The 19,389-nt window shown below is 69.5% G+C and carries 20 protein-coding genes; 7 read left to right on the forward strand and 13 right to left on the reverse strand.

Annotation, left to right across the window (positions count from 1 at the left end; genetic code table 11):
- Positions 1-157 precede the first annotated feature (157 nt).
- The 5 genes from AB0K73_RS19120 to AB0K73_RS19140 form a co-directional block, all read right to left on the reverse strand.
- On the reverse strand, positions 158-502 hold the full coding sequence (locus AB0K73_RS19120; protein WP_360518728.1) for a type II toxin-antitoxin system PemK/MazF family toxin: 345 nt from the start codon (positions 500-502) through the stop codon (positions 158-160).
- Complete coding sequence (locus AB0K73_RS19125) at positions 499-735, reverse strand: hypothetical protein (protein WP_360518725.1); 237 nt, start codon at positions 733-735, stop codon at positions 499-501. Before AB0K73_RS19125 ends, AB0K73_RS19120 begins: the two co-directional genes overlap by 4 nt.
- Before the next feature lie 227 nt (positions 736-962).
- A complete protein-coding gene (locus AB0K73_RS19130; protein WP_360518722.1) occupies positions 963-1,946 on the reverse strand; it encodes a carbohydrate ABC transporter permease in 984 nt (327 codons plus the stop codon).
- Entirely contained in the window at positions 1,943-2,911 is a 969-nt protein-coding gene (locus tag AB0K73_RS19135; protein ID WP_360518719.1) for a sugar ABC transporter permease, read from the reverse strand. The genes AB0K73_RS19130 and AB0K73_RS19135 overlap by 4 nt, the downstream gene beginning before the upstream one ends.
- 99 nt (positions 2,912-3,010) lie before the next feature.
- Complete coding sequence (locus AB0K73_RS19140; protein WP_360518716.1) at positions 3,011-4,369, reverse strand: ABC transporter substrate-binding protein; 1,359 nt, start codon at positions 4,367-4,369, stop codon at positions 3,011-3,013.
- Positions 4,370-4,636: 267 nt separating this feature from the next.
- On the opposite strand from AB0K73_RS19140, the gene AB0K73_RS19145 reads away from it, so the two are divergent.
- Complete coding sequence (locus AB0K73_RS19145) at positions 4,637-5,662, forward strand: LacI family DNA-binding transcriptional regulator (RefSeq protein ID WP_360518713.1); 1,026 nt, start codon at positions 4,637-4,639, stop codon at positions 5,660-5,662.
- A gap of 127 nt (positions 5,663-5,789) precedes the next feature.
- Here the strand turns inward: AB0K73_RS19145 and rplL are convergent, their stop codons facing one another.
- On the reverse strand, positions 5,790-6,179 hold the full coding sequence (rplL, locus tag AB0K73_RS19150; RefSeq protein ID WP_360518710.1) for a 50S ribosomal protein L7/L12: 390 nt from the start codon (positions 6,177-6,179) through the stop codon (positions 5,790-5,792).
- A 49-nt stretch (positions 6,180-6,228) separates the two neighbouring features.
- On the reverse strand, positions 6,229-6,744 hold the full coding sequence (gene rplJ / locus AB0K73_RS19155) for a 50S ribosomal protein L10 (protein ID WP_360518707.1): 516 nt from the start codon (positions 6,742-6,744) through the stop codon (positions 6,229-6,231).
- Positions 6,745-7,174: 430 nt separating this feature from the next.
- On the opposite strand from rplJ, the gene AB0K73_RS19160 reads away from it, so the two are divergent.
- The 4 genes from AB0K73_RS19160 to AB0K73_RS19175 all read left to right on the forward strand — a co-directional run bounded on the left by AB0K73_RS19160 (position 7,175) and on the right by AB0K73_RS19175 (position 11,244).
- Positions 7,175-8,308 (forward strand): M14 family zinc carboxypeptidase, encoded by a 1,134-nt coding sequence (locus AB0K73_RS19160; protein ID WP_360518704.1) that lies wholly within the window; start codon positions 7,175-7,177, stop codon positions 8,306-8,308.
- Between the two features lie 95 nt (positions 8,309-8,403).
- Entirely contained in the window at positions 8,404-8,793 is a 390-nt protein-coding gene (locus AB0K73_RS19165) for a RidA family protein (RefSeq protein WP_360518701.1), read from the forward strand.
- A gap of 192 nt (positions 8,794-8,985) precedes the next feature.
- Positions 8,986-10,731 (forward strand): MDR family MFS transporter, encoded by a 1,746-nt coding sequence (locus AB0K73_RS19170; RefSeq protein ID WP_360518740.1) that lies wholly within the window; start codon positions 8,986-8,988, stop codon positions 10,729-10,731.
- Between the two features lie 9 nt (positions 10,732-10,740).
- Entirely contained in the window at positions 10,741-11,244 is a 504-nt protein-coding gene (locus tag AB0K73_RS19175) for a MarR family winged helix-turn-helix transcriptional regulator (RefSeq protein ID WP_360518698.1), read from the forward strand.
- On the opposite strand, the gene AB0K73_RS19180 is transcribed toward AB0K73_RS19175, so the two are convergent.
- From AB0K73_RS19180 to AB0K73_RS19205, 6 genes are all read right to left on the reverse strand, one after another.
- Positions 11,227-12,795, reverse strand: coding sequence for an ATP-binding protein (locus tag AB0K73_RS19180; RefSeq protein ID WP_360518695.1), 1,569 nt, complete (start codon positions 12,793-12,795; stop codon positions 11,227-11,229). The genes AB0K73_RS19175 and AB0K73_RS19180 overlap by 18 nt on opposite strands.
- Entirely contained in the window at positions 12,792-13,538 is a 747-nt protein-coding gene (locus AB0K73_RS19185; RefSeq protein WP_360518692.1) for a response regulator transcription factor, read from the reverse strand. Before AB0K73_RS19185 ends, AB0K73_RS19180 begins: the two co-directional genes overlap by 4 nt.
- Before the next feature lie 176 nt (positions 13,539-13,714).
- On the reverse strand, positions 13,715-14,938 hold the full coding sequence (locus AB0K73_RS19190) for a class I SAM-dependent methyltransferase (protein WP_360518689.1): 1,224 nt from the start codon (positions 14,936-14,938) through the stop codon (positions 13,715-13,717).
- A gap of 156 nt (positions 14,939-15,094) precedes the next feature.
- Positions 15,095-16,171 (reverse strand): alpha/beta fold hydrolase, encoded by a 1,077-nt coding sequence (locus AB0K73_RS19195; RefSeq protein ID WP_360518686.1) that lies wholly within the window; start codon positions 16,169-16,171, stop codon positions 15,095-15,097.
- 45 nt (positions 16,172-16,216) lie between these two features.
- Positions 16,217-16,690 carry a hypothetical protein gene (locus AB0K73_RS19200; protein ID WP_360518683.1) on the reverse strand — a complete coding sequence of 158 codons (474 nt, stop codon included), beginning with the start codon at positions 16,688-16,690 and terminating at the stop codon, positions 16,217-16,219.
- A gap of 135 nt (positions 16,691-16,825) precedes the next feature.
- Complete coding sequence (locus AB0K73_RS19205; protein WP_360518680.1) at positions 16,826-17,746, reverse strand: hypothetical protein; 921 nt, start codon at positions 17,744-17,746, stop codon at positions 16,826-16,828.
- A gap of 193 nt (positions 17,747-17,939) precedes the next feature.
- On the opposite strand from AB0K73_RS19205, the gene AB0K73_RS19210 reads away from it, so the two are divergent.
- Together AB0K73_RS19210 and AB0K73_RS19215 are read left to right on the forward strand one after the other, a co-directional pair.
- Positions 17,940-18,587 (forward strand): YqaJ viral recombinase family protein, encoded by a 648-nt coding sequence (locus AB0K73_RS19210; protein WP_360518737.1) that lies wholly within the window; start codon positions 17,940-17,942, stop codon positions 18,585-18,587.
- Positions 18,584-19,378 (forward strand): alpha/beta fold hydrolase, encoded by a 795-nt coding sequence (locus AB0K73_RS19215; RefSeq protein ID WP_360518677.1) that lies wholly within the window; start codon positions 18,584-18,586, stop codon positions 19,376-19,378. The genes AB0K73_RS19210 and AB0K73_RS19215 overlap by 4 nt, the downstream gene beginning before the upstream one ends.
- Positions 19,379-19,389 lie beyond the last annotated feature (11 nt).

A 19,389-nucleotide genomic window follows, 5' to 3' on the forward strand; every position in this document is an offset into this window, starting at 1 on the left:
CCGAGCTGAACGACCGACCACGAAAACGGTTAGAGTTCCAAACCCCGATCGAAGTCATCGGGAACGTCCTGTTGCGATGACCGCTCGAATCCGCCGATCCCTCAACGGCGCCCTGGATTCCGGCGAGTCACGGTGAGCCGATGCCCCGAGCTGCGGGTCAGAGGTCGAGAAAGTCACCGAGCCACGATCGCACCGATGCGAGACAGCCCGTCGAGACTTCTCCAGCCACTCGTGTCAGTCGGTCACGCGAAAGGGTGCGCGGCTGCTCGGTCATGACCCAGGACGGCCGGTCGAGTCCGCTCTGCCCGTCGACGCGAATGTGATCGGGCCATCCGCGATCGGTCGTCGTGATCGGCAAGACGATGACGAGAGTCGTGAGTGCGTCGAGATAGCCGGCAGATGAGACGACGAGGACCGGGCGATGGCCGCCCTGTTCCCTCCCGCGCACCGGCTCGAGCGCAGCCCAGGCTATGACGCCGGGAGCGAGCTCGAGGTCGGTCACGAGTCGGCGTCAGTCAGTTCGGTGCGCTCCCAATCGGCGGACTCCGCCACGTGCGATTCGGAATGCCCGTCGCTGGTTCGGGCAATCGCTGCCTTCAACTGGCTCAGCCGCCACCGGCGATCTTCGGCATCAGCGAGGTGGGCAAGGTGCGCTCCGAGAGTGAGCCCGTCGCGTGCCGCCTGCTCCTTGAGGCGGTCGCGGAGCTCGTCGCTCACCTTGATCGTCGTAGTCATACTCAGAGTATACCGACGACGCCAACTGGCGCACGGTTCGAATCATCGCGATCATTCCATGTGGGCGCCATCCATCATCCTCACCATTCGAGTTGCCTCGCCCGTTGAGGTTGCCCGAACGGCAACGGAACGTCCGTCCGGGGCTCGGTCCGGTCGTCCAAGGTCGGATGCCGCGAGCCTCGGCCCGCGGCATCCGTCTCCCCCTGCCCGCCTGGAGCCGGCCGACGCTACCCCTTCGTGGACCCCGCGAGGAGGCCGCGCACGAAGTAGCGCTGCAGACTGAAGAACACGATGAGCGGAATGATCAACGACACGAACGCGGCCGCGGTGAGTCGTTGCCAGTCCTGGCCTCGCGTACCGGTGAGTTCGGCGAGGCGTTGGGTCAGCGGAGCGACATCCTGGGTGCCCCCGGAGAAGATCAGGGCCACGAGCAGGTCGTTCCAGACCCACAGGAACTGGAAGATCGCGAAGGACGCGATGGCGGGCACGGCCAACGGCAGCACGATGCGGAAGAAGATCTGCCCGTGCGTCGCCCCATCGACGCGCGCCGCTTCGACGACGTCATTCGGTATCTCCGAGATGAAGTTGTGGAGGAGGAAGATCGCCAAGGGCAAACCGAACATCGCGTGCGCCAACCACACCGGCGCATAGTTCTGCTCGGGGATGATCGGGATCACGTCGTGCAGCCACGCCTGCATCGGCCGCAGGTAGGTCGAGAAGATCTGCAGCAGCGGCACCAGCGCCATCTGCAGCGGGATGATCTGCAACGCGAAGACGAAGATGAACAACACGTTGGCGCCCTTGAACTTGATCCAGGCGAACGCGTACGCGGCCATCGACGCGAACACGAGCGGAATCAACGTACCGAGCACGGCGATCGCGATCGAGTTCACGAAGTAGGAGCCGAGCTGCGGCGACGACTGCGAGGTCGAGAACAGTACATCGCTGTAGTTGTCGAGCGTGAAGCCGGGGTTCTGGAAGACCGTCCACCAACCGGTCGTGCGGATGAGCTCCGCCGGCCGGAACGAGGAGATGAGCAGCCCGAACGTGGGGATCGTCCACGCGACCGCGATGATCAGGGAGATGATCGTGGCCGTGCGTGAGGTCAGGCGTTTCTTGACCCGCGCGGTCTTGGTGGCACCGAGCTGGGCGGCCTCGATGGTTCCGAGGTCTTTGGCGACGGGAAGGTCGGCCGGGGCGACGCTGCTCATCGGATCTCCCTCTGCTTACGGAGCACATTCACGTTGTAGACGATGATCGGGAGGACGAGCACGAACAGGATCAAGGCGAGGGCGGACCCACGCCCGACCTCGCTCGCGCGGAACGCCTGCGTGTACATCTCGTTCGCGATGACGCTGGTGTTGAAGTTGCCGGCGGTCATCGTGCGCACGATGTCGAAGACCTTCAGGGTGGCGATCGAGATCGTCGTGAGCACCACCACGAGCGAGCCCCGGATGCCGGGAATGGTGACGTTGGTGAAGCGCTGCCAGCCGTTCGTCCCGTCGAGCTGGGCGGCCTCGATCTGCTCCGTCGGGATGCCCTTGATGGCGGCGCTCAGCACGACCATGGCGAAGCCCGTCTGGATCCAGATCATCACGACGATGAGCAGGATGGTGTTGACCGGGTCGGTCTGCAACCACTGCACCGGATCACCGCCGAACGCGGTGACGATGGCGTTGAGGAGACCGATCTGCTCACGGTCGCCCGAGCGGTACTCGTAGACGAACTTCCAGATGATGCCGGCTCCCACGAAGGAGATCGCCATCGGCATGAAGAGGATCGCCTTGTAGTACCGCTCGCCGCGGGACTTGTCGATGAAGACGGCGTACGCGAGTCCGACGGCGGTCGCCACCGTCGGTACGAGGGCGACCCAGATGATCGTGTTGATCAGGGTTCGGATGGCCGTCGGCTGCGTGAACGTCCACACGAAGTGGTCCCACGTGAATGCGCCGCTCGAATCCTGGAAGGCCAGGATGCTCGTACGGATCGCGGGATACACGAGACCGATGATGACGAAGATCATCGCGGGTGCCAGGAACCCGACGAGCTGCCAGTAGTCGCGCCCCTTCTTGGGCGCCTTGTCGATGAAGAAGATGAGGAGGCCGACGACCGCGCCGAAGACCGCGAGCCCCATCACCACCTGCAGGAGCTTGCCGAGCAGATCGGCCGTCGTCATCTGTGCCTCCCGTGTTTCGTCGTTGAATCAGGGGTGCCGAGGGGCGGGGTCATGAAACCCCGCCCCTCGATCATGCCGCCTGTGGTGTGCTGGCCGCTACTAACTCGCCGGCCAGCTCGACTCGATGTTGTTCAGGACCTGCTGCGTGTCCTCTCCGCTGACCCACGCCACGATGCCCTTCCAGAAGGAATCGGCGCCGACGGCACCGGGCATCAGGTCGGATCCGTCGAAGCGGAACGTCGTCTCGGGGTCCTGCAGGATCTCGATCGACTGGGTCAACAGTTCGCTCGACGCGACCTCGGGGTCGAGCCCCTTGTTCGCGCTGATGACGCCGCCGAGCCCGACCCGGTTGTTGGCCCACGTGTCGCTGGAGAGGTAGGCGCGGAACGCCTCGACCTCTTCGGCGTCGCGGAACGCGACCGGGAATTCGCCACCGCCGGTGACGTTGAGCCCTCCGCCGGCCTCGACGGGCGGAAGCAGGAACGCCCACACGGTGCCGTCGGGAGCCACGGTGTTCTCGTCGCCGCCCTCGGGGTTCCAGAAGGTCTCGTAGAACGAGGCCTGGTGGTGCAGCGAGCACTCGCCGTCGATGATCGGGAGACCAGCCGTCTGGAAGGCCTCCGTGATCTGCGTCGACACGTCGCCGATGCCACCGTTGACCATCTCAGCGTTCTTCAGGTACTCGCCGACCGCGTCGAATGCCTCGGCGATGCGCGGGTCGTTGAACGGGATCTCGTGCGTCACCCACTGGTCGTAGACCTCGGGGCCGTGGAGACGGAGCACGTAGTCCTCGACCCAGTCGGTGCCGGGCCAGCCGGTGGCGTCACCGGACTCGAGGCCCACGCACCAGGGCTTGTGCTCGCCCTCGGCCGCGATCTCCTCGGACAGCGCAGTGAGGTCGTCGAGCGTCTCGGGGACCTCGTAGCCCTTCTCGTCGAACTCGGCCGGGGAGTACCAGACGTAGCCCTTGATGCTCGCCATCAGCGGCGCGGCGTAGAAGGTGTCTTCGTACGTGCCGTACTGCTTCCAGTCCTCCGACCACCATTCGTCGACGTTGGCCTCCACGGCCTCGGAGGCCGGGATGAGCCAGCCGCCCACCGCGAGCCGCTGGAGCAGGCCGGGCTGCGGCACGATGCCGACGTCGGGGGCGTTGCCGCCCTCGGCGAGCACCGCGATCTGCGCCTCGAACTCGCTCGAGCCCTGGTAGTCGACCGCGATGCCGGTGCAGGTCTCGAAGTCGGCCCACGACTCGACCAGCCGGTCGGCCTCGAGGTCGAGGATCGTGCCGCCGACGGTGACCTCGGCGTCTTCGAACGTGCCGTACTCCTCGTAGTCACCGCAGTCGACGTCGGCCGCGTCTTGATCTGCGATGTCGCCCGTACAGGCCGTGAGCGCGAGTCCGACCGCGGCGGCCGCCACGACCGGGGCCATCCAACGGCGGTGCCGTGTGAGTCTCATGTCATCTCCTCGTTGAGTGTGGTGCAGGAGCGAACCCGGGAACCGGTTCCAGCCTCCACGGTAGGACACCCGGCCGCATCCTCACAAGCGATCGAAGGTCACGGTTCGGACACTGCAAGAAACTGGCGCGAACGCTCCGAGAGAGCGCTCCCACGAGCGCGCCGCGGCGCGACATCCGCTTGCCTCAGCAGATAGGGAAACGGTTCCACATTCCGGGGAAATCGCACTACACTCGGCATCGGAGCTGCCCGAGGGAGGGAGGCACTGATGCCAGCGATCGGCGACGTCGCACGTCTGGCCGGTGTCTCCAAGGCCACCGCCTCGCGGGCGCTCAGCGGTCGGGGCTACGTCGCCGACGACACCCGGCGCCGAGTGCAAGCGGCCGCCCAGCGCATCGGCTACATCGCCTCCCCCGACGCCGCCAGCCTCGTGACCGGGCGCACGAAGAACGTCGGCGTCGTCATCCCCTTCGTCAACCGCTGGTTCTTCGGGGAGGTGCTCGAGGGCATCGAACGCTCGCTGCTCTCGGCGGGCTACGACCTCACCCTCTACAACCTCGCCCAGACCGGGCCCGACCGCGACCGGGTGTTCGACTTCTTCCTCGCCCGCAAACGCGTCGACGCAGTCATCGCGGTGGGAGTCGACCTCGACGAGCGCGAAGTCGACGTCATCGCGCGGCGCAGCAAACCCATCATCGCCCTCGGGGGCACAGCGCCGGGCGCGCCCCGACTCGCGATCGACGATCGCGCCGCGGCATCCCTCGCCACCGAGCACCTGCTGAAGCTCGGCCACACGCGCATCGCGCATCTCGCGGGCGCCGGCTCGGGCGCCGCGGCGCGGAGCGTCCAGGGGCTCCGCCGCTCGGGATTCCTCGAGTCGATGGATGCCGCGGGCCTCACCCCGGCCGGCAGTGCGGGTGGCGTGGTCGAGGCCGAGATGAGTCTGCCGGGCGGATACGCGGCGGCCCTCCAACTGCTCGGTCACCCCGGCGACCGGCCGACCGCGATCTTCGCGGCATCCGACGAGGTGGCCTTCGGTGCCATGCGGGCGGCCGAGCGGCTCGGCATCGCCATGCCGAGTGGACTCTCGATCGTCGGCATCGACGGACACGAATACGCCGAGCTGTTCGGACTGACCACCGTGGAGCAGTACCCCGGCGATCAGGGTCGCCGGGCCGTCGCCCGCGTCATGCGCCTGCTCGGCGAAGCGCCCGACGGGTCGGAGGAGCCCGACGACGCACCGCTCGCGACGCGACTCGTCGTGCGTTCGAGCACGACGGCCGCGCCACGCTGAGGGCCGGGTACCCAAGAATTGACCCGAGAACGACGGATGCCCCGTGGCTGGTGAGCCACGGGGCATCCGTTCGTTTCAGGTGACGCAGGTCACCTCAAGCTGGAAGCGCTCGAGCGAGCGCCGCCGATTACTTGAGGGTGACGGTCGCGCCGGCCTCCTCGAGGGCGGCCTTCGCCTTGTCGGCGGTCTCCTTGTTCGCGCCCTCGAGCACGGCCTTGGGAGCACCGTCGACGACGGCCTTGGCCTCGCCGAGGCCGAGCGAGGTGAGCTCGCGCACGACCTTGATGACCTGGATCTTCTTGTCGCCGGCAGCCTCGAGGACGACGTCGAAGGAGTCCTTCTCCTCGACCTCTTCGACAGCGGCGCCGCCGCCAGCGGCAGCGGGGCCGGCAACGGCGACCGGGGCGGCCGCGGTGACCTCGAAGGTCTCCTCGAACGCCTTGACGAACTCCGAGAGCTCGATGAGGGTCAGGCCCTTGAACTGCTCGAGCAGCTCTTCAGTGGACAGCTTCGCCATGATGTTTCTCCTTAGATTCTTGGTTACTCACCGCTTGGGAGGCTCGCGCCTACGCAGCGGACTCCTGCTTCTCACGCAGCGCGTCGACCGTGCGAACGGCCTTCGACAGCGGTGCGTTGAACAGATATGCGGCTCCGAACAGCGAGGCCTTGAAGGCACCGGCGAGCTTCGCCAGCAGCACTTCGCGGGACTCGAGGTCGGCGAGCTTGCCTACCTCTTCGGCGGTCAGGGGCTTGCCATCGAAATAGCCGCCCTTGACCACGAGGAGGGGGTTCGCCTTGGCGAAGTCACGCAGCGCCTTCGCGACGGCGACCGGGTCACCGTGTACGAATGCGATCGCGGAAGGACCGGCGAGCTCGTCGTCGAACGACGAGATGCCGGCGTTGTTCGCCGCGATCTTGGTCAGCGTGTTCTTCACCACGGCGTAGCTCGCGTCCCCACTGATGGACTTGCGCAGCGTCCTGAGCTGGGCAACAGTGAGGCCGCGGTATTCGGTCAGCAGAACGGCGGTCGAGCTCTCGAACAGGTTCGTGAGTTCGGCAACCGAGGCTTCCTTGTTCGCCATGGCCACTCCTTGTGAATTCAACGCGCACCGCGGAGGCGGTGCACGGCCTGGGAGCGCTGGCCTGTTCTGAACGAACTCGGCGTGGAAAAGAAAGGAGCTCCGGCGCAGTTGCGCGGAGCTCGGCCCGATTCATCGGGAGGTCTTCGTCACACCTGCGCGGGCACTTGCTTTCGCAAGACTTCGGTCGGCACCCATTGCTGTGCGCACGACAACCAGCGGTCTTCGGCTCCATACACAGTAACGGATGCCGCATCTGTCGCCAAATCGGAGGCGGCTGGTGACGGCAACTCCTCGCCGATACCCACTGGGGGTGAGCCTTGACCCCGCTCGTCCTCCCTTGCCAGACTGAGCGCACCGATACGGGGCATCCCCTGCGCTCGTCCCCGCCCCTTCATGTGAAGTGCACGACACGACAAGAAGGAGAGACGGCATGCGTATGCGAACCATCGGATCAGCACTCGGCACATCCCTCGTCGCCCTGACCCTCGTGGGTCTCGCCAGTCCAGCGCTGGCCGACCCGGTCACGGTTCCGGGCGGGCCGTGGGATGACGGGAACGAGAACGTCAACGCAATCCACGGTTACGAGCAGCTGTGGGACACGCTGCGCACGATCGAGCGCAGCTCCGGCGGCACGCTCGACGTCGCGCCCGCTCCGCTCCAGTCCAACCTCGGGCGAGACATCCCCGTCGTCACGGTCGGTGACGGGCCTGTGGACATCATGTTCGTCGCCAACCAGCACGGCGACGAGTACGTGGTCAGCGAGGGGATGCTCTCGATCGCCCGAGCGCTCGCCGGGAATTCGGCGCAGGCACAGGCGATTCGCGAGGCCCTCACGGTGACGATCGTGCCCCGGGTCAATGTCGACGGATTCGACGGCGACGTGGTCGACTCGCAGGGTTTCACCACCCCGTGGCGGCAGAACTACGACCCGGCATGCGCTGCCTTCTGCTCGTTCTACCAAGGCGGACGCGGGTACGACATCAACCGCTACCACTCCTACACCGAGAGCGCCTACGACCACCCGTACCAGCCGGGACTCGACGCGAACAACCCGGTCAATGAGGCCATCGCCATGCGACTGCTCTGGGACGAGCGCCAGCCACAGGTGGTCGTGGACTTCCACCACCAGGGGTCCTACGTCGACGAGGACGGCCGACTCATCACGGGCTCGATCATGTGGCCCAACGCCACTGAGGAGGCCGCGCGCCTCGGCATCGCCGACGAATTCGCGGAGACGATCACGATGTCCAAGCGCGCCGTGTCGGTCATGCTGACCTCGCTCGAGGACTACGGCTGGGCGAACATCACGCGCTATCCGAGCACGTCGACCCCCGGTATTGCACGCAACGCCTATGGACTGCTCGGCTCCACCTCGGTGCTCTTCGAGGTGCGCGGCGGCATCGGCCAGAAGTCCGTCGGGCAGCTCGCCAAGCACGCGGAGGTCTCCGGGATGGCCGTGCTCACGGCCGCGGCCGACGGTTCGTTGTGGACGGCGAGCACGGCGCCTGCAGACAACATCCGCGAGCGAGGGGACTTCGTGACGAACCCCCACGAGCACGAATGACGACTGCGCACGACTGAGCCGGGGGCACTCGCGTGAATCGAGTGCCCCCGGCGGCATTCGACCGGAGCGTCGGTGGGTCGGGATAGGAACGCAGCATGGAGATCACACACCTGAACCCGCCGTCGCTCTTCTCGAACCCCGCCTTCAGCCAAGGGGTGCTCGTGCGCGGCGGCCGCGACATGCTCTACGTCGGCGGACAGAACGGCACCGATGCCTCGGGCGCCATCGTCGAGGGCGGCCTCGGTCCGCAGTCCGAGCAGGCTTTGAAGAACGTGCTCGCGGTGCTCGCCGAGGCCGGGGCCGACCAGTCCAACGTCGTGCGCCTCGCGATCTACCTCGCCGAAGGCCAGGACGCGAACGAAGGCTACGCCGCCTCCGCGAAGGTGTGGGGGCAGCATCCCACCGCGATCACGGTGCTCAGCGTGGCCAAGTTCGCGCGTCCCGACGCGCTGGTCGAGATCGAGGCCATCGCCGTCGTGGGCTGAGCCGCGGCATCCGGCGCCCGACGGAGCAGAGGGCCGGGCCGGCAGCTCGCGACCGGAATAGTTGATTGAAGTCCACTAGTTCAGCTATAGTTGACTGACATCAATCAATTCTGGAGTCGCATGGCCAACCCCTTCCGCACCCGCGCATCGACGTCGACGGATGCCGCGCCCCCCGCGCTCTCCGACAGCGGCATGACGCATCGCGAGGTGCTGACGGCGCTCTCGGGCCTCCTGCTCGGCATGTTCGTGTCGATGCTCGCGTCGACGGTCGTCGGCACGTCGTTGCCGGTCATCATCTCCGACCTGGGCGGCGACCAGTCGGCGTTCACGTGGGTCATCACCGCAACCCTGCTCGCGACCACCGTGTCGACGCCGATCTGGGGCAAGCTCGCCGACCTCTTCAACCGCAAGCTGTTGCTGCAGCTCGCCCTCGTCATCTTCGTGGTCGCCTCCGCCGTCGCCGGCTTCTCGCAGGACCCGGGAACCCTCATCACGATGCGCGTCTTCCAGGGCATCGGCGCCGGCGGACTCGCCGCCCTCAGCCAGATCGTCATGGCCGACATCATCAGCCCGCGCGAGCGGGGCAGGTACGCCGGCCTCTTCGGCGCCGTGATGGCGGTGGCCACGGTGGGCGGCCCGCTCCTCGGCGGCGTCCTCACCGACGGGCTCGGGTGGCGCTGGAACTTCTTCGTCGGCCTGCCGATCGCGGTCATCGCCCTCGTGCTCCTGCAGCGCACGCTGCACCTCCCCAAGCGCCCGCGGCAGAAGGTCTCCATCGACTATGTGGGCATCGTGCTCATCTCCGCAGGCGTCTCACTGCTGCTGCTCTGGGTCACGTTCGCAGGAACCGAGTTCGACTGGATCTCGGTGCCGAGCCTCGTCATGGTGGGCTCGGCGGCGCTGTTCCTCGCCGTCGCGATCGTGGTCGAGCTCCGCGTGAAGGAGCCGGTCATCCCGCTCGGCCTCTTCCGCAACCGCACCTTCACGCTCTCGGTCATCGCCTCCGTCTCCGTCGGTGTCGCGATGTTCGGCACCGCGGTCTTCCTCAGCCAGTACATGCAACTCGCCCGCGGGGCCACCCCGACCGAGTCCGGCCTGCTGACCATCCCCATGATGGCGGGCGTGCTCATCTCCTCCACCGTGATCGGCGCGCTGGTCAGCCGACGCGGCAAGTGGAAGGGCTTCATGATCGTCGGCAGCGTGCTCCTGGTCGCCGGCAGCATCCTGCTCTCGCGCCTCGAGTACGACACCGACTTCTGGTTCGTCGGCATTGCGATGTTCGTGCTCGGCGCCGGCGTCGGCATGCTCATGCAGAACCTCGTACTCATCGTGCAGAACACCATCGAGGTGAAGAACCTCGGAGTCGCCACGAGCGCCGTCACGTTCTTCCGCAGCCTCGGCGGCACCGTCGGCGTCGCCGTCATGGGCTCGATCCTCGGCACGGTCGTCGCCGAACGCATCAAGACCGGTATCGGCACACTCACGCCCGAGCAGCAGCTCGAGGCGGCCCGCACGCTGGGCAGCGCCGGCACGATCCCGCAGCTCAGCGAGCTGCCCGGGTTCCTCCGCGTGATCGTCGAGTCGGCCTACGGCACCGGCGTGGGCTACGTGTTCCTCGCCGCGGTCCCGCTCGCGATCGTCACGCTCCTCGCGGTGGTGTTCCTGCCGAACGTGAGCCTCGGCACCCAGAACGCGATCCAGCGGGCGAGGGCCGAGCAGCAGACGGAGGGTCGCACCGCGGCGGATCAGTCGCTGCACGCCGAGCACGTCCGCGAGCTCGAGGACGCCGAGGATGCGGTGATCGACACCGCCGCGGCATCCGTCGCCCTGACGCCCGTCGGACTCGTGCACGACCCCGGCACCGGTTCCGTGGCCGCTGCCGGAGGTGCCCGTGACGGTGCATCCGGCGACCGTCTCCCCCGCTCGAGCGAGCACTAGGATCGCCGCATGACCGCCCCCGCCGCACCCGCCACGCGCACAGCCTCCGACGACGAGATCGCCTCGGTCGACGAGCAGTTCCGGCTGCTCTTCGTGCGCGTGCGGGCCGTCTGGAAGGAGGCCGCCGCCGCGGTGCACCCCGACCTGCAACCGGTGGGCTACAAGATCCTCGCCGCGATCGTGCGCCACGGCCCGATGCACGCCGGCGCCATCGCCGCCGAGCTCGAGATCGACAAGAGCGTCGTGAGCCGCCAGATCCGACACCTCCAGACGCTCGGCCTCGCGGTTGGCGTGACCGACCCGAACGACCGGCGGGCACGGTTCATCGAGCCCACCCCGCAGGCGATCGAGAGCGTGGGGCAGAAGTCCTCGCGCATGCAGCGCCAGCTCTACGAGCAGCTGCGCACCTGGTCGGCCGACGACGTCGACGAACTGGCGCGGCTCCTCGGCCGTCTGACCAACGAGGTCTTCGTGACCGGCGACGCCGGCCATGACTCACGCGACGAGCGCTGAGACCGAAGCCGCGGGTAGTCGCACGGTGAAGGTCGTCGCGCCGGGTTCGCTCGACACCTCGACGGCTCCCTGATGCGCCTCGACGACCGCACGCACGATCGCGAGGCCGAGTCCGGTGCTCCCCGCCCGTCGCGAGCGCGACGAATCGCCCCGTGCGAAGCGCTCGAACAGCGACCCCACGAGTCCCGACTCGATGCCCGGACCGTCGTCGGTGACGGTGATCACCGCGTCGTCGCCCTCGCGGGCAACGCTCGCCACCACGTGGGTTCCGTCCGGCGTGTGCACACGCGCGTTGGCGAGGAGGTTCGTGATGACCTGGCGCAGGCGCGCCTCATCGCCGACCACGACGGCCGGGGCATCCGTCGATCGCACCTCCCAGCTGTGGCCTGGACCCGCCGCCTGAGCGTCGCCCACGGCCTCGGCGACGATCTGACGGAGATCCACCGGCAGGGCGGCGAGCTCGCGGCCCTCGTCGAGGCGTGCGAGCAGCAGGAGGTCCTCGACGAGCTCGGTCATGCGCACCGTCTCGGACTCGATGCGCGCGATCGCGTGCACCACGTCGGGCGGGAGCTGCCCCCCGTGCAGTCGGGTGAGCTCGGCGTAACCGCGTATCGAGGTGAGCGGCGTGCGCAACTCGTGGCTCGCATCGGCGACGAAGCGGCGCACCTTCTGCTCGCTCTGCTCGCGAGCCGAGAGCGCCGACGCGACGTGGCCGAGCATGCGGTTGAAGGCCGTGCCCAGCCGTCCGACCTCCGTGCGCTCGTCGTCGATCGGCACGCGTTCGGCGAGCGCGACGTCGCCGCGGTCGAGCGGCAGCTCCGAGACGCGCTGCGCAGTGCCGGTGACGTCGGCGAGTGGGCTCAGCGCGCGGCGCACCACGACGGAGCCGACCACGAGCGCGACGGCGAGACCCGCGAGCGCGACGAGCGCGACCGTCCAGGCCAATTGCGTTGACTGCGCGTTGACGCCGTTCAGCGGCAGGGCGAGCACGATCGTGACGCCGTCCCACTCGGGGCGTACGGCGGCGAGCGCCCGGTAGTCGCCGAGCTGCTCCACGTCGATCGAGTGCGGCCCGCCGTCGGCGGGCACCGCCACCAGCGACCCCGCGAGGTCGCTCGGCAGCGGGAGCACGCGCCCCCGGGTGGTGATGTACCCGGCGGAGGCATCGTCCTGCTCGGTCACGAGCGCCGCGAGCGTGCCCGCGGGCTGGCCCGGCACGTTCAGGATCAGTCCCGGCGCAGCCGACGGGTCTCCGGGAAAGCCCATCGGCTGGTCGGAGATGCCGATCTCCGCGCGCGACATCGCCTCGCCGAGGTCGGCGTCGAGGCGCGCGACGGATGCACCGTGGAAGATCGCCACCGTCGCCACGCCGATCACGGCGCTCACGGCGACGAGCAGGGCCGCGACGATGCCGAGCAGGCGCCGGCGGAGGGTCATCGGGTGACGCGGGGGCGCGGCATCCGTCACCGATTCCGCGCCTGCCGGATGCCGCCGGGCCGCCGCCTCCTGGCGCGCCGCCGCCGCGTGGCCGGGGTCGCCCGGTCTGGTCATCCTGCGGCCTTGAGCATGTACCCGGCGCCGCGCACCGTGTGGATCATCGGCTCACGGCCCGCGTCGATCTTCTTGCGCAGGTAGGAGATGTAGAGCTCGACGACCGACTTCTTGCCGCCGAAGTCGTAGCTCCACACGCGATCGAGGATCTGCGCCTTCGAGAGCACGCGACGCGGGTTGCGCATGAGGAAGCGGAGCAACTCGAACTCCGTCGCCGTGAGTTCGATGGGCGTGCCGTCGCGCGCGACCTCGTAGGAATCCTCGTCGAGCGTGAGGTCGCCGACGGCGAGCACCGGGTCCTTCGCCTGCGCGAGGGTCAGGGTGGAACGGCGGATGAGTCCGCGCAGGCGCGCGACCACCTCCTCGAGGCTGAACGGCTTGGTGACGTAGTCGTCGCCGCCCGCGGTGAGGCCCGCGATGCGATCGTCGAGCGAGTCCTTCGCGGTGAGGAACAGCACGGGCGTCTCGGTGCCGTCGGCACGCACGCGCTGCAGCACCTCGAGTCCGTCGATGTCGGGGAGCATGATGTCGAGCACGATCGCGTCGGGGCGGAACTCGCGAGCGACGCGCACGGCGCTGAGCCCGTCGGCCGCGGTGCGCACGTCCCAGCCCTCGTAGCGGAGCGCCATGCGGAGGAGCTCGGTGAGCGACTGCTCGTCGTCCACGACGAGCACGCGCACCATCGAGCCGTCGCCCTTGGCGAGCTGCGGGGCGCGGTGCGGGGTGCTCGTGGCGGTGCTCATGTCTCCAGTATCCGCGCGCCCCTATGCGTTTCCTATGAGCCGGGTGACGGATGCCTGCGGGCTCGCCCTGGGCTGCGTCAGTCCCGGCGTCCCATGCCGAGTGTTAACGGTCGGGTCCGACTGACGTCGTTCGGTCGGACTCATTTGCGCGGACCGTCAACACTCGGCAGAGGGCCTCAGCCGATGCGGTAGAAGCGCCAGAACGGGTGCTCGATGTCGAGCACGTCGACGCGATCGAAGCCCGCCTCGGCCGCCCAGCGCCGCAGCGTCGGCGGGCGCAGCACCGTGCCGTTCGCGATCGTGCCGGATTCGGCGGTCGTCGCCGGCAGGCAGTGCAGCACGCTCATCGCGTAGAGCATGCGCTCGACGGGCTCCGCGTCGGGGTGGAACTCGTCGGCGACCCGCTCGTCGGCGACCAGGAGGGCGCCGCCGGGGCGGAGCAGCGCGCGGAACCCGGCCAGCGCGTGGATGGGTCGGCCCATGTCGTGCAGGGCCTCGAAGACGGTGACGAGGTCGAAGCCGGATGCCGCATCGACGCCTTCAGCTGCTGCGCGCGCCGAGGCGGCGGCACGCTCCACGGCGCCCGCGTCGGCGGCATTGCCGAGCACGAACTCGACACGGTCGGCGACACCCGCATCGAGCGCGTTCTCGCGGGCCTCCTGGATGGAGGCCTCGTCGAGGTCGACGCCGACGATGCGGGCGTTCGGGAACGCCATCGCCAGGCCGATGGTCGACCAGCCAACGCCGCAACCGGCGTCGAGCACCGTGCCGCCGGCGTCGAGCGCCGCGGCCCGGTCGGGCAGTTGCTCCATCCAGTCGCGCATCGCGAGAAGGTAGCCGGGGCGGTTCAGGGCGCCGAGCCCATGCCGCAGCTCCGCGCCGTACTCCTCGAACGCGACTCCCCGGCCGTGACGGAAGTCGGCGACAAGCTCGGGGAACGCGAGTGCGACACCGGCGAGCAGCCCCGCGACCGGGGCGGCGTGCGCCGGGTGCGTCTCGTCGACGAGCACCGGCACGTGGTGCTCGGGCAGGTGGAAGCGTCGTTCGACCCCGGAGCCGCCCGGCTCCTCGACGCCGACGTGGCCGGCGGCGGCCTGCTGCTCGAGCCACTCCCGCGCGTAGCGAGGGGCGATGCCGGCGAAGGCCGCGAGCCGGCCCGCGGTGATGGGCCCGTGCTCGTGCAGCGTGCGGTAGAGGCCGAAGTGACGGCCGAGCTCGATCGTGAGCAGCTCCGTAGCGCCGCCGAGCATCGCGATGAGCTGTTCGGCGTAAGCGCCGACCAGCTCCGCGGCCTGCTCCTCGGGCGAGGGCGCGACGGCGGGCGCGTCGGCCAGGAGGTGCGGGTTGCCGGGCGCTGCGGATGCCTCGCCGGAGGTCGTGGTGGTCAGGGTGTCGGACATCGTGGTTCCTTGCGTCATCGTGCGTGCATGCGGGCGGGTGCCCGGCACGAGCAGACAGTCAACGCCGATGGAGGCGGAGCGGAATCCCCGGATTCGGCCAACCCGTCATGGCCGGATCAGGCCAGCACGGAGCATCCGCTCGCTCAGATGAGCACGTCAGATGAGCTCGTTGCGCAGCGCCCAGGCCGCGGCCGCCGTGCGCGACGGCACCCCGAGCTTCGTGCGGATGTTCGCGATATGCCGGTGCACGGTATGCGTCGACAGCACGAGGCGCGCGGCGATCTCGGCGTCGGTTTCGCCGCGGGCGACGAGTCGCAGCACCTCGCGCTCACGTTCGGTGAGACGCGCGGCACCCGCGCCGACACCGGCGCTGGCACCCGCGCCCGCCGAACTGGGCTGGAGCGCCTCGACGGGCACCCCGAGGAACGAGAGCGTCTCGCGCACCACTGCACCCGAGTCGCCTCGCCATGGATAGTGGTCGTCGCCCTCGAGCGCGACGAAGCGCGCGTTGCGGATCCGGCCCGCCATGTCCTTGCCGAGGGCGAACGGGATGGCGCGATCGCCACGGCGGTGCAACACGAGCGTGGGCGCGAGCACGTCGCCGAGGTGTCCGGTGGCATCGAATTCGTACACCGCACGGAGTGAGGCGAGCGCGACCTCCCGCGAGGCCGTGCGCCGCTGGAACTCGACGAACTCGTCGCGCTCCTCGGCGGTGGCGTCGGGCAGGAACAGGTCGGCCAGCACGCGCGAGCCGAGCCCCCAGTGCTGCTCGATGATGCCGAGCATCGCCTCGCGCGCCGCCGGCGGGGCGAGGTCGGCGCCGCGGGCGTACGTCGCGTACAGCACCAGGCGGTCGACGCGTTCCGGATGCCGCGCCGCGAACAGCGAGGCCACGCCACCGCCCGATGACCCGCCGAACAGGGAGAGCGGTCCGGGACCGGGCGCCGCGACGTCGACGAGCGCCTCGAGTGTGGCGACCTCCTCCTCGAGCGAGCGCGCCGGCATGACGCCGCGGTCGGACACGCCGGCGCCGGGCCGGTCGTAACGGATCACCGTGCGATGCTCGGCGAGCGGCGTGACGAACCGGCGGAACCCCGTGTTGCGCCAGTCGAGCTCGAGATGGCTCGACCACCACCCGCCGATGACGAGCGGCGGCCCCGAGCCGACAGCCGACCACGCGATGGACGCGCCATCGACCTCCGCGTAGCGGATGACCTGGTCCTCGGGCTGCACGCCCTCAGTCTAGGAACGCGAGGGATGCTCGGCCTGGACGTACGGCTACACCATTCGCGTCATGCGCGCGTGATCGGCGAATACGCGCCGGCGTTCGTGCTCGAGCCCGGCATCGAACGCGGACGGCAGCTCACCGTGGAGCTCGGCCAGGAGCGCCCGGGCTCCGTCGAGCTCGTGGTCATCGTCGCCGACGACATCACCGAGCAGGATCGGCACGTACTCGCCGGGGAGCAGCAGTTCCTCGTGGTCGCCGCTCGGCGCGGTGACCACGCGAAGCACGCCGGCCGCCAGCTGCTCATCGAGCCAGACCTGCGCCCGCTGCAGGGGCACGTCGGCGAGTTCGGCGAAGGTGGCCGGGTCGACCGGTCCCGCCTCGAACAGCACGCGGTAATACCCGCGCTTTCGGCCGAACGCAATGGACGCGCGGGCACGACGCACGTCGGCGGGATCGGCACTGGTCGTGGGCGCGGCGGGGGTGCCCGCGAGGACGGTGGTCGTGATGGTGACGGTCTCGGACATGGTGGTGACTCCTCAGGTGGTCCCGCCCGGGTGGGCGTTCCGTTGCCGGCAATTCCACGCCGAAGGGGTCACTACGGCATCGCGCCTTCCGGCCATCGACGGATGGCCGGTTCGGGCCACGCCCGCTCCGTCACCTCACGCCGAGTAGGCCTGCAGCACGCGTAATGCGCCGAGCGTGACCCAGGGGTGCGGCTGCCCTGCGCGCACCGGCGGGAGGTGCGCCGCTCCGGGGTATGCACGACTCGCCGCCCAGCGTCCGTCATCGCGTCGGCGACGCCGGAGGACCTCGAGCGTGTCCTCCATGCGCGGGTCGTAGGCCACGCCGGCGTCGCGCAGTGCGTCGAGTCCGCGGAGCACGTCGAAGTGCCACCGCGGCGGATGATGCAGCCGCTCGAACTCGGGGTCCATCGGCTCACCGGTGCGCTCGCTGCGGAACAGCCGGTGCCGCAACAGGAACTCGATCGAGCTTGCGGTTGCCGCGGCGAGCTCGTCGGCGCGGTAGCGGTGTCCGTCGCGGCGGTACTGGGCGACGCCCTCGATGACGCTCACGGTGGTGTGCACCGACGAGTGCGTCGCGCCCGACCGGTTGGAGCGGCAGTTGAACCCGCCGTCGGGCATGAGTTGCGACAGCATGAAGTCCACGATGCTCGCAAGGTCGTCGGTGGGAGCGCCGAAGTAGCTCAGGTAGTTCAGCGCCATGCCGTTGATGCAGACATCGCTCTGCCCGATGGTGCGACTCGGGTTGAGGCCGCCGTCGGGCCCCTTCTCCTCGGAGAGGATCAGCGCACCGGTCCCCCGCGCCGCCTCGGTCTCGGGCAGGAGGCCGAGGTTCCTCAGCTCGAGGAGCGTGTAGTGGCTCGACGTCCACTTCGGCTGATAGAAGCCACGCCCCCAGTGCCCGCTCGGCCCGCGAGCCGCGAGCAGGGCGGCGCCGTCGCCCTCCACGGCGATGCGCCGGCGAAGTGCCGGGTCATCGTCCCCGAGGAGGTCGCGACGCGCCTGCCACACGACGGCCACGTCACCGGCGAGCAGCCACTCCAGCGTGGCATCCGTCACCTCAGCACCCCCTCGCTCGTCGTGCCGTTGCGGCAGACACCGCCCCCGCCGACCATCATGCCTCGCCGGGCGGACGAACGGCCGGAATCGCCGCGTCACCCCGGACGTCGGGGCCGGTGCGCGGTACGCTCAGGGCGTGCCCGATACGCCCTTCGCCCTCTTCGATCTCGAGGGCCCGGCGACGGCGCCGCGCATGGTCGCGCCGGCGCCGCCACGGCACCCGCATGAGCAGCGGGTCGTGGCGGATGCGAGCGACCGTGTCGCGTGGCTGCGGGCTCGCTCGCGGGGGGTCACGGCGACGGATGCCGCGAAGCTCGCGTCCTTGGCCTCCGTGCCCGCCGCGGCGTGGGAGAAGCTGCACGGTTCGCGCGGATTCGGCGGCAGCCGGTTCACCGATCACGGCCGCACCCGCGAACCGGTGATCGCCGACTGGGTTCGCCGCACGCACGGCATCCAGCCGTCGAGCCTGCTGTTCCACGCGGCATCCGACCACCGGCACCTCGCGACACCCGACGGCCTGCACGTGACGCCGCAGGGCGCGCTCGAACTCTGCGAGATCAAGACGACGTCGCGCGCGTGGCGCGGTATCCCACGCACCTACCTGCGTCAGGTGTGGTGGCAGCAGTACGTGCTCGGCGCCGAGCGCACCCTCTTCGTCTGGGAGCACCACGAGGACTTCGTGCCCGTCGACGCCGAACCGCGCTCTCGCTGGGTCGATCGCGACGACGACCAGATCGCGATCCTCGTGCGTCTCGCGAACGAGTTGCTCACCGCACTGCGCCCGCAGAACGAAGCCGTGTCGGAGGCGCGGGCGTTCTACCGACCCGGAGTGCTCGCGTGACGACCGTGCTCCTGCACGGACTCGGCGCCGACCGGCGCCAACCACTCGGGCTCTTCGAGTCCGTGGTGCAGGACGTCTGCGGCGCCGACGAGGTGGTCGTCGCCCCCGACGTGCGGGCCCACGGCGGCTTCCTCGCCGTCGGTGAGCCCGCCGACTTCGCCATCGACCGACTCGCGGCCGAGGTCTGCGAACAGGTGCCCGCGGCGATGGCCGACGCGGGGCGCGGCACGCGCGCGGCATCCGAGCCGGTCACCGTCATCGGCATCTCGATGGGCGCGGCGATCGCCCTGCGGATCGCGCTGCTCGGCCTGTTGCCCATCGCGCGGGCGGTCTTCGTGCGGCCGGCGTTCGACGACCGGTCGCTGCCCGAGCATCTGCGGCCGTTCCCCGTGATGGGGCAGATCCTCGCCGACGCGGGGCCCGCGGGTGCCGCCGAGTTCCAGGAGCGGGCGATCTACCAGCGGGTCGAGGCGGCATCACCGGCCGGTGGTCGGGCATTGCTCGCCCAGTTCCAGGCACCGGATGCCGCCCGCCGAGCCATGCGACTCGTCGAGATCCCGCGCAACCGCGCGTTCGAGGCCGAGCCCGAACTCGCCGAACTCGGGGCCCGCGGCATCCGCTCGTTCGTAGTCGGCGCGGTCCGCGACCCCGTGCACCCGGTGGCTGTCGCCGAGCAGTGGGCGGGCGCCCTGCGCACCCCCATGGAACTCGTGCCCGGCCGCGACGACGGGCAGGCCGCACAGACCGCGGCGCTGCAGGAGCGCGTGGCCCGCTGGCTCAGGCGGGGCTGAGGTCGCCGGGG

The sequence above is a fragment of the Agromyces sp. NPDC052230 genome (genome assembly GCF_040679595.1).
GTDB lineage: Bacteria > Actinomycetota > Actinomycetes > Actinomycetales > Microbacteriaceae > Agromyces.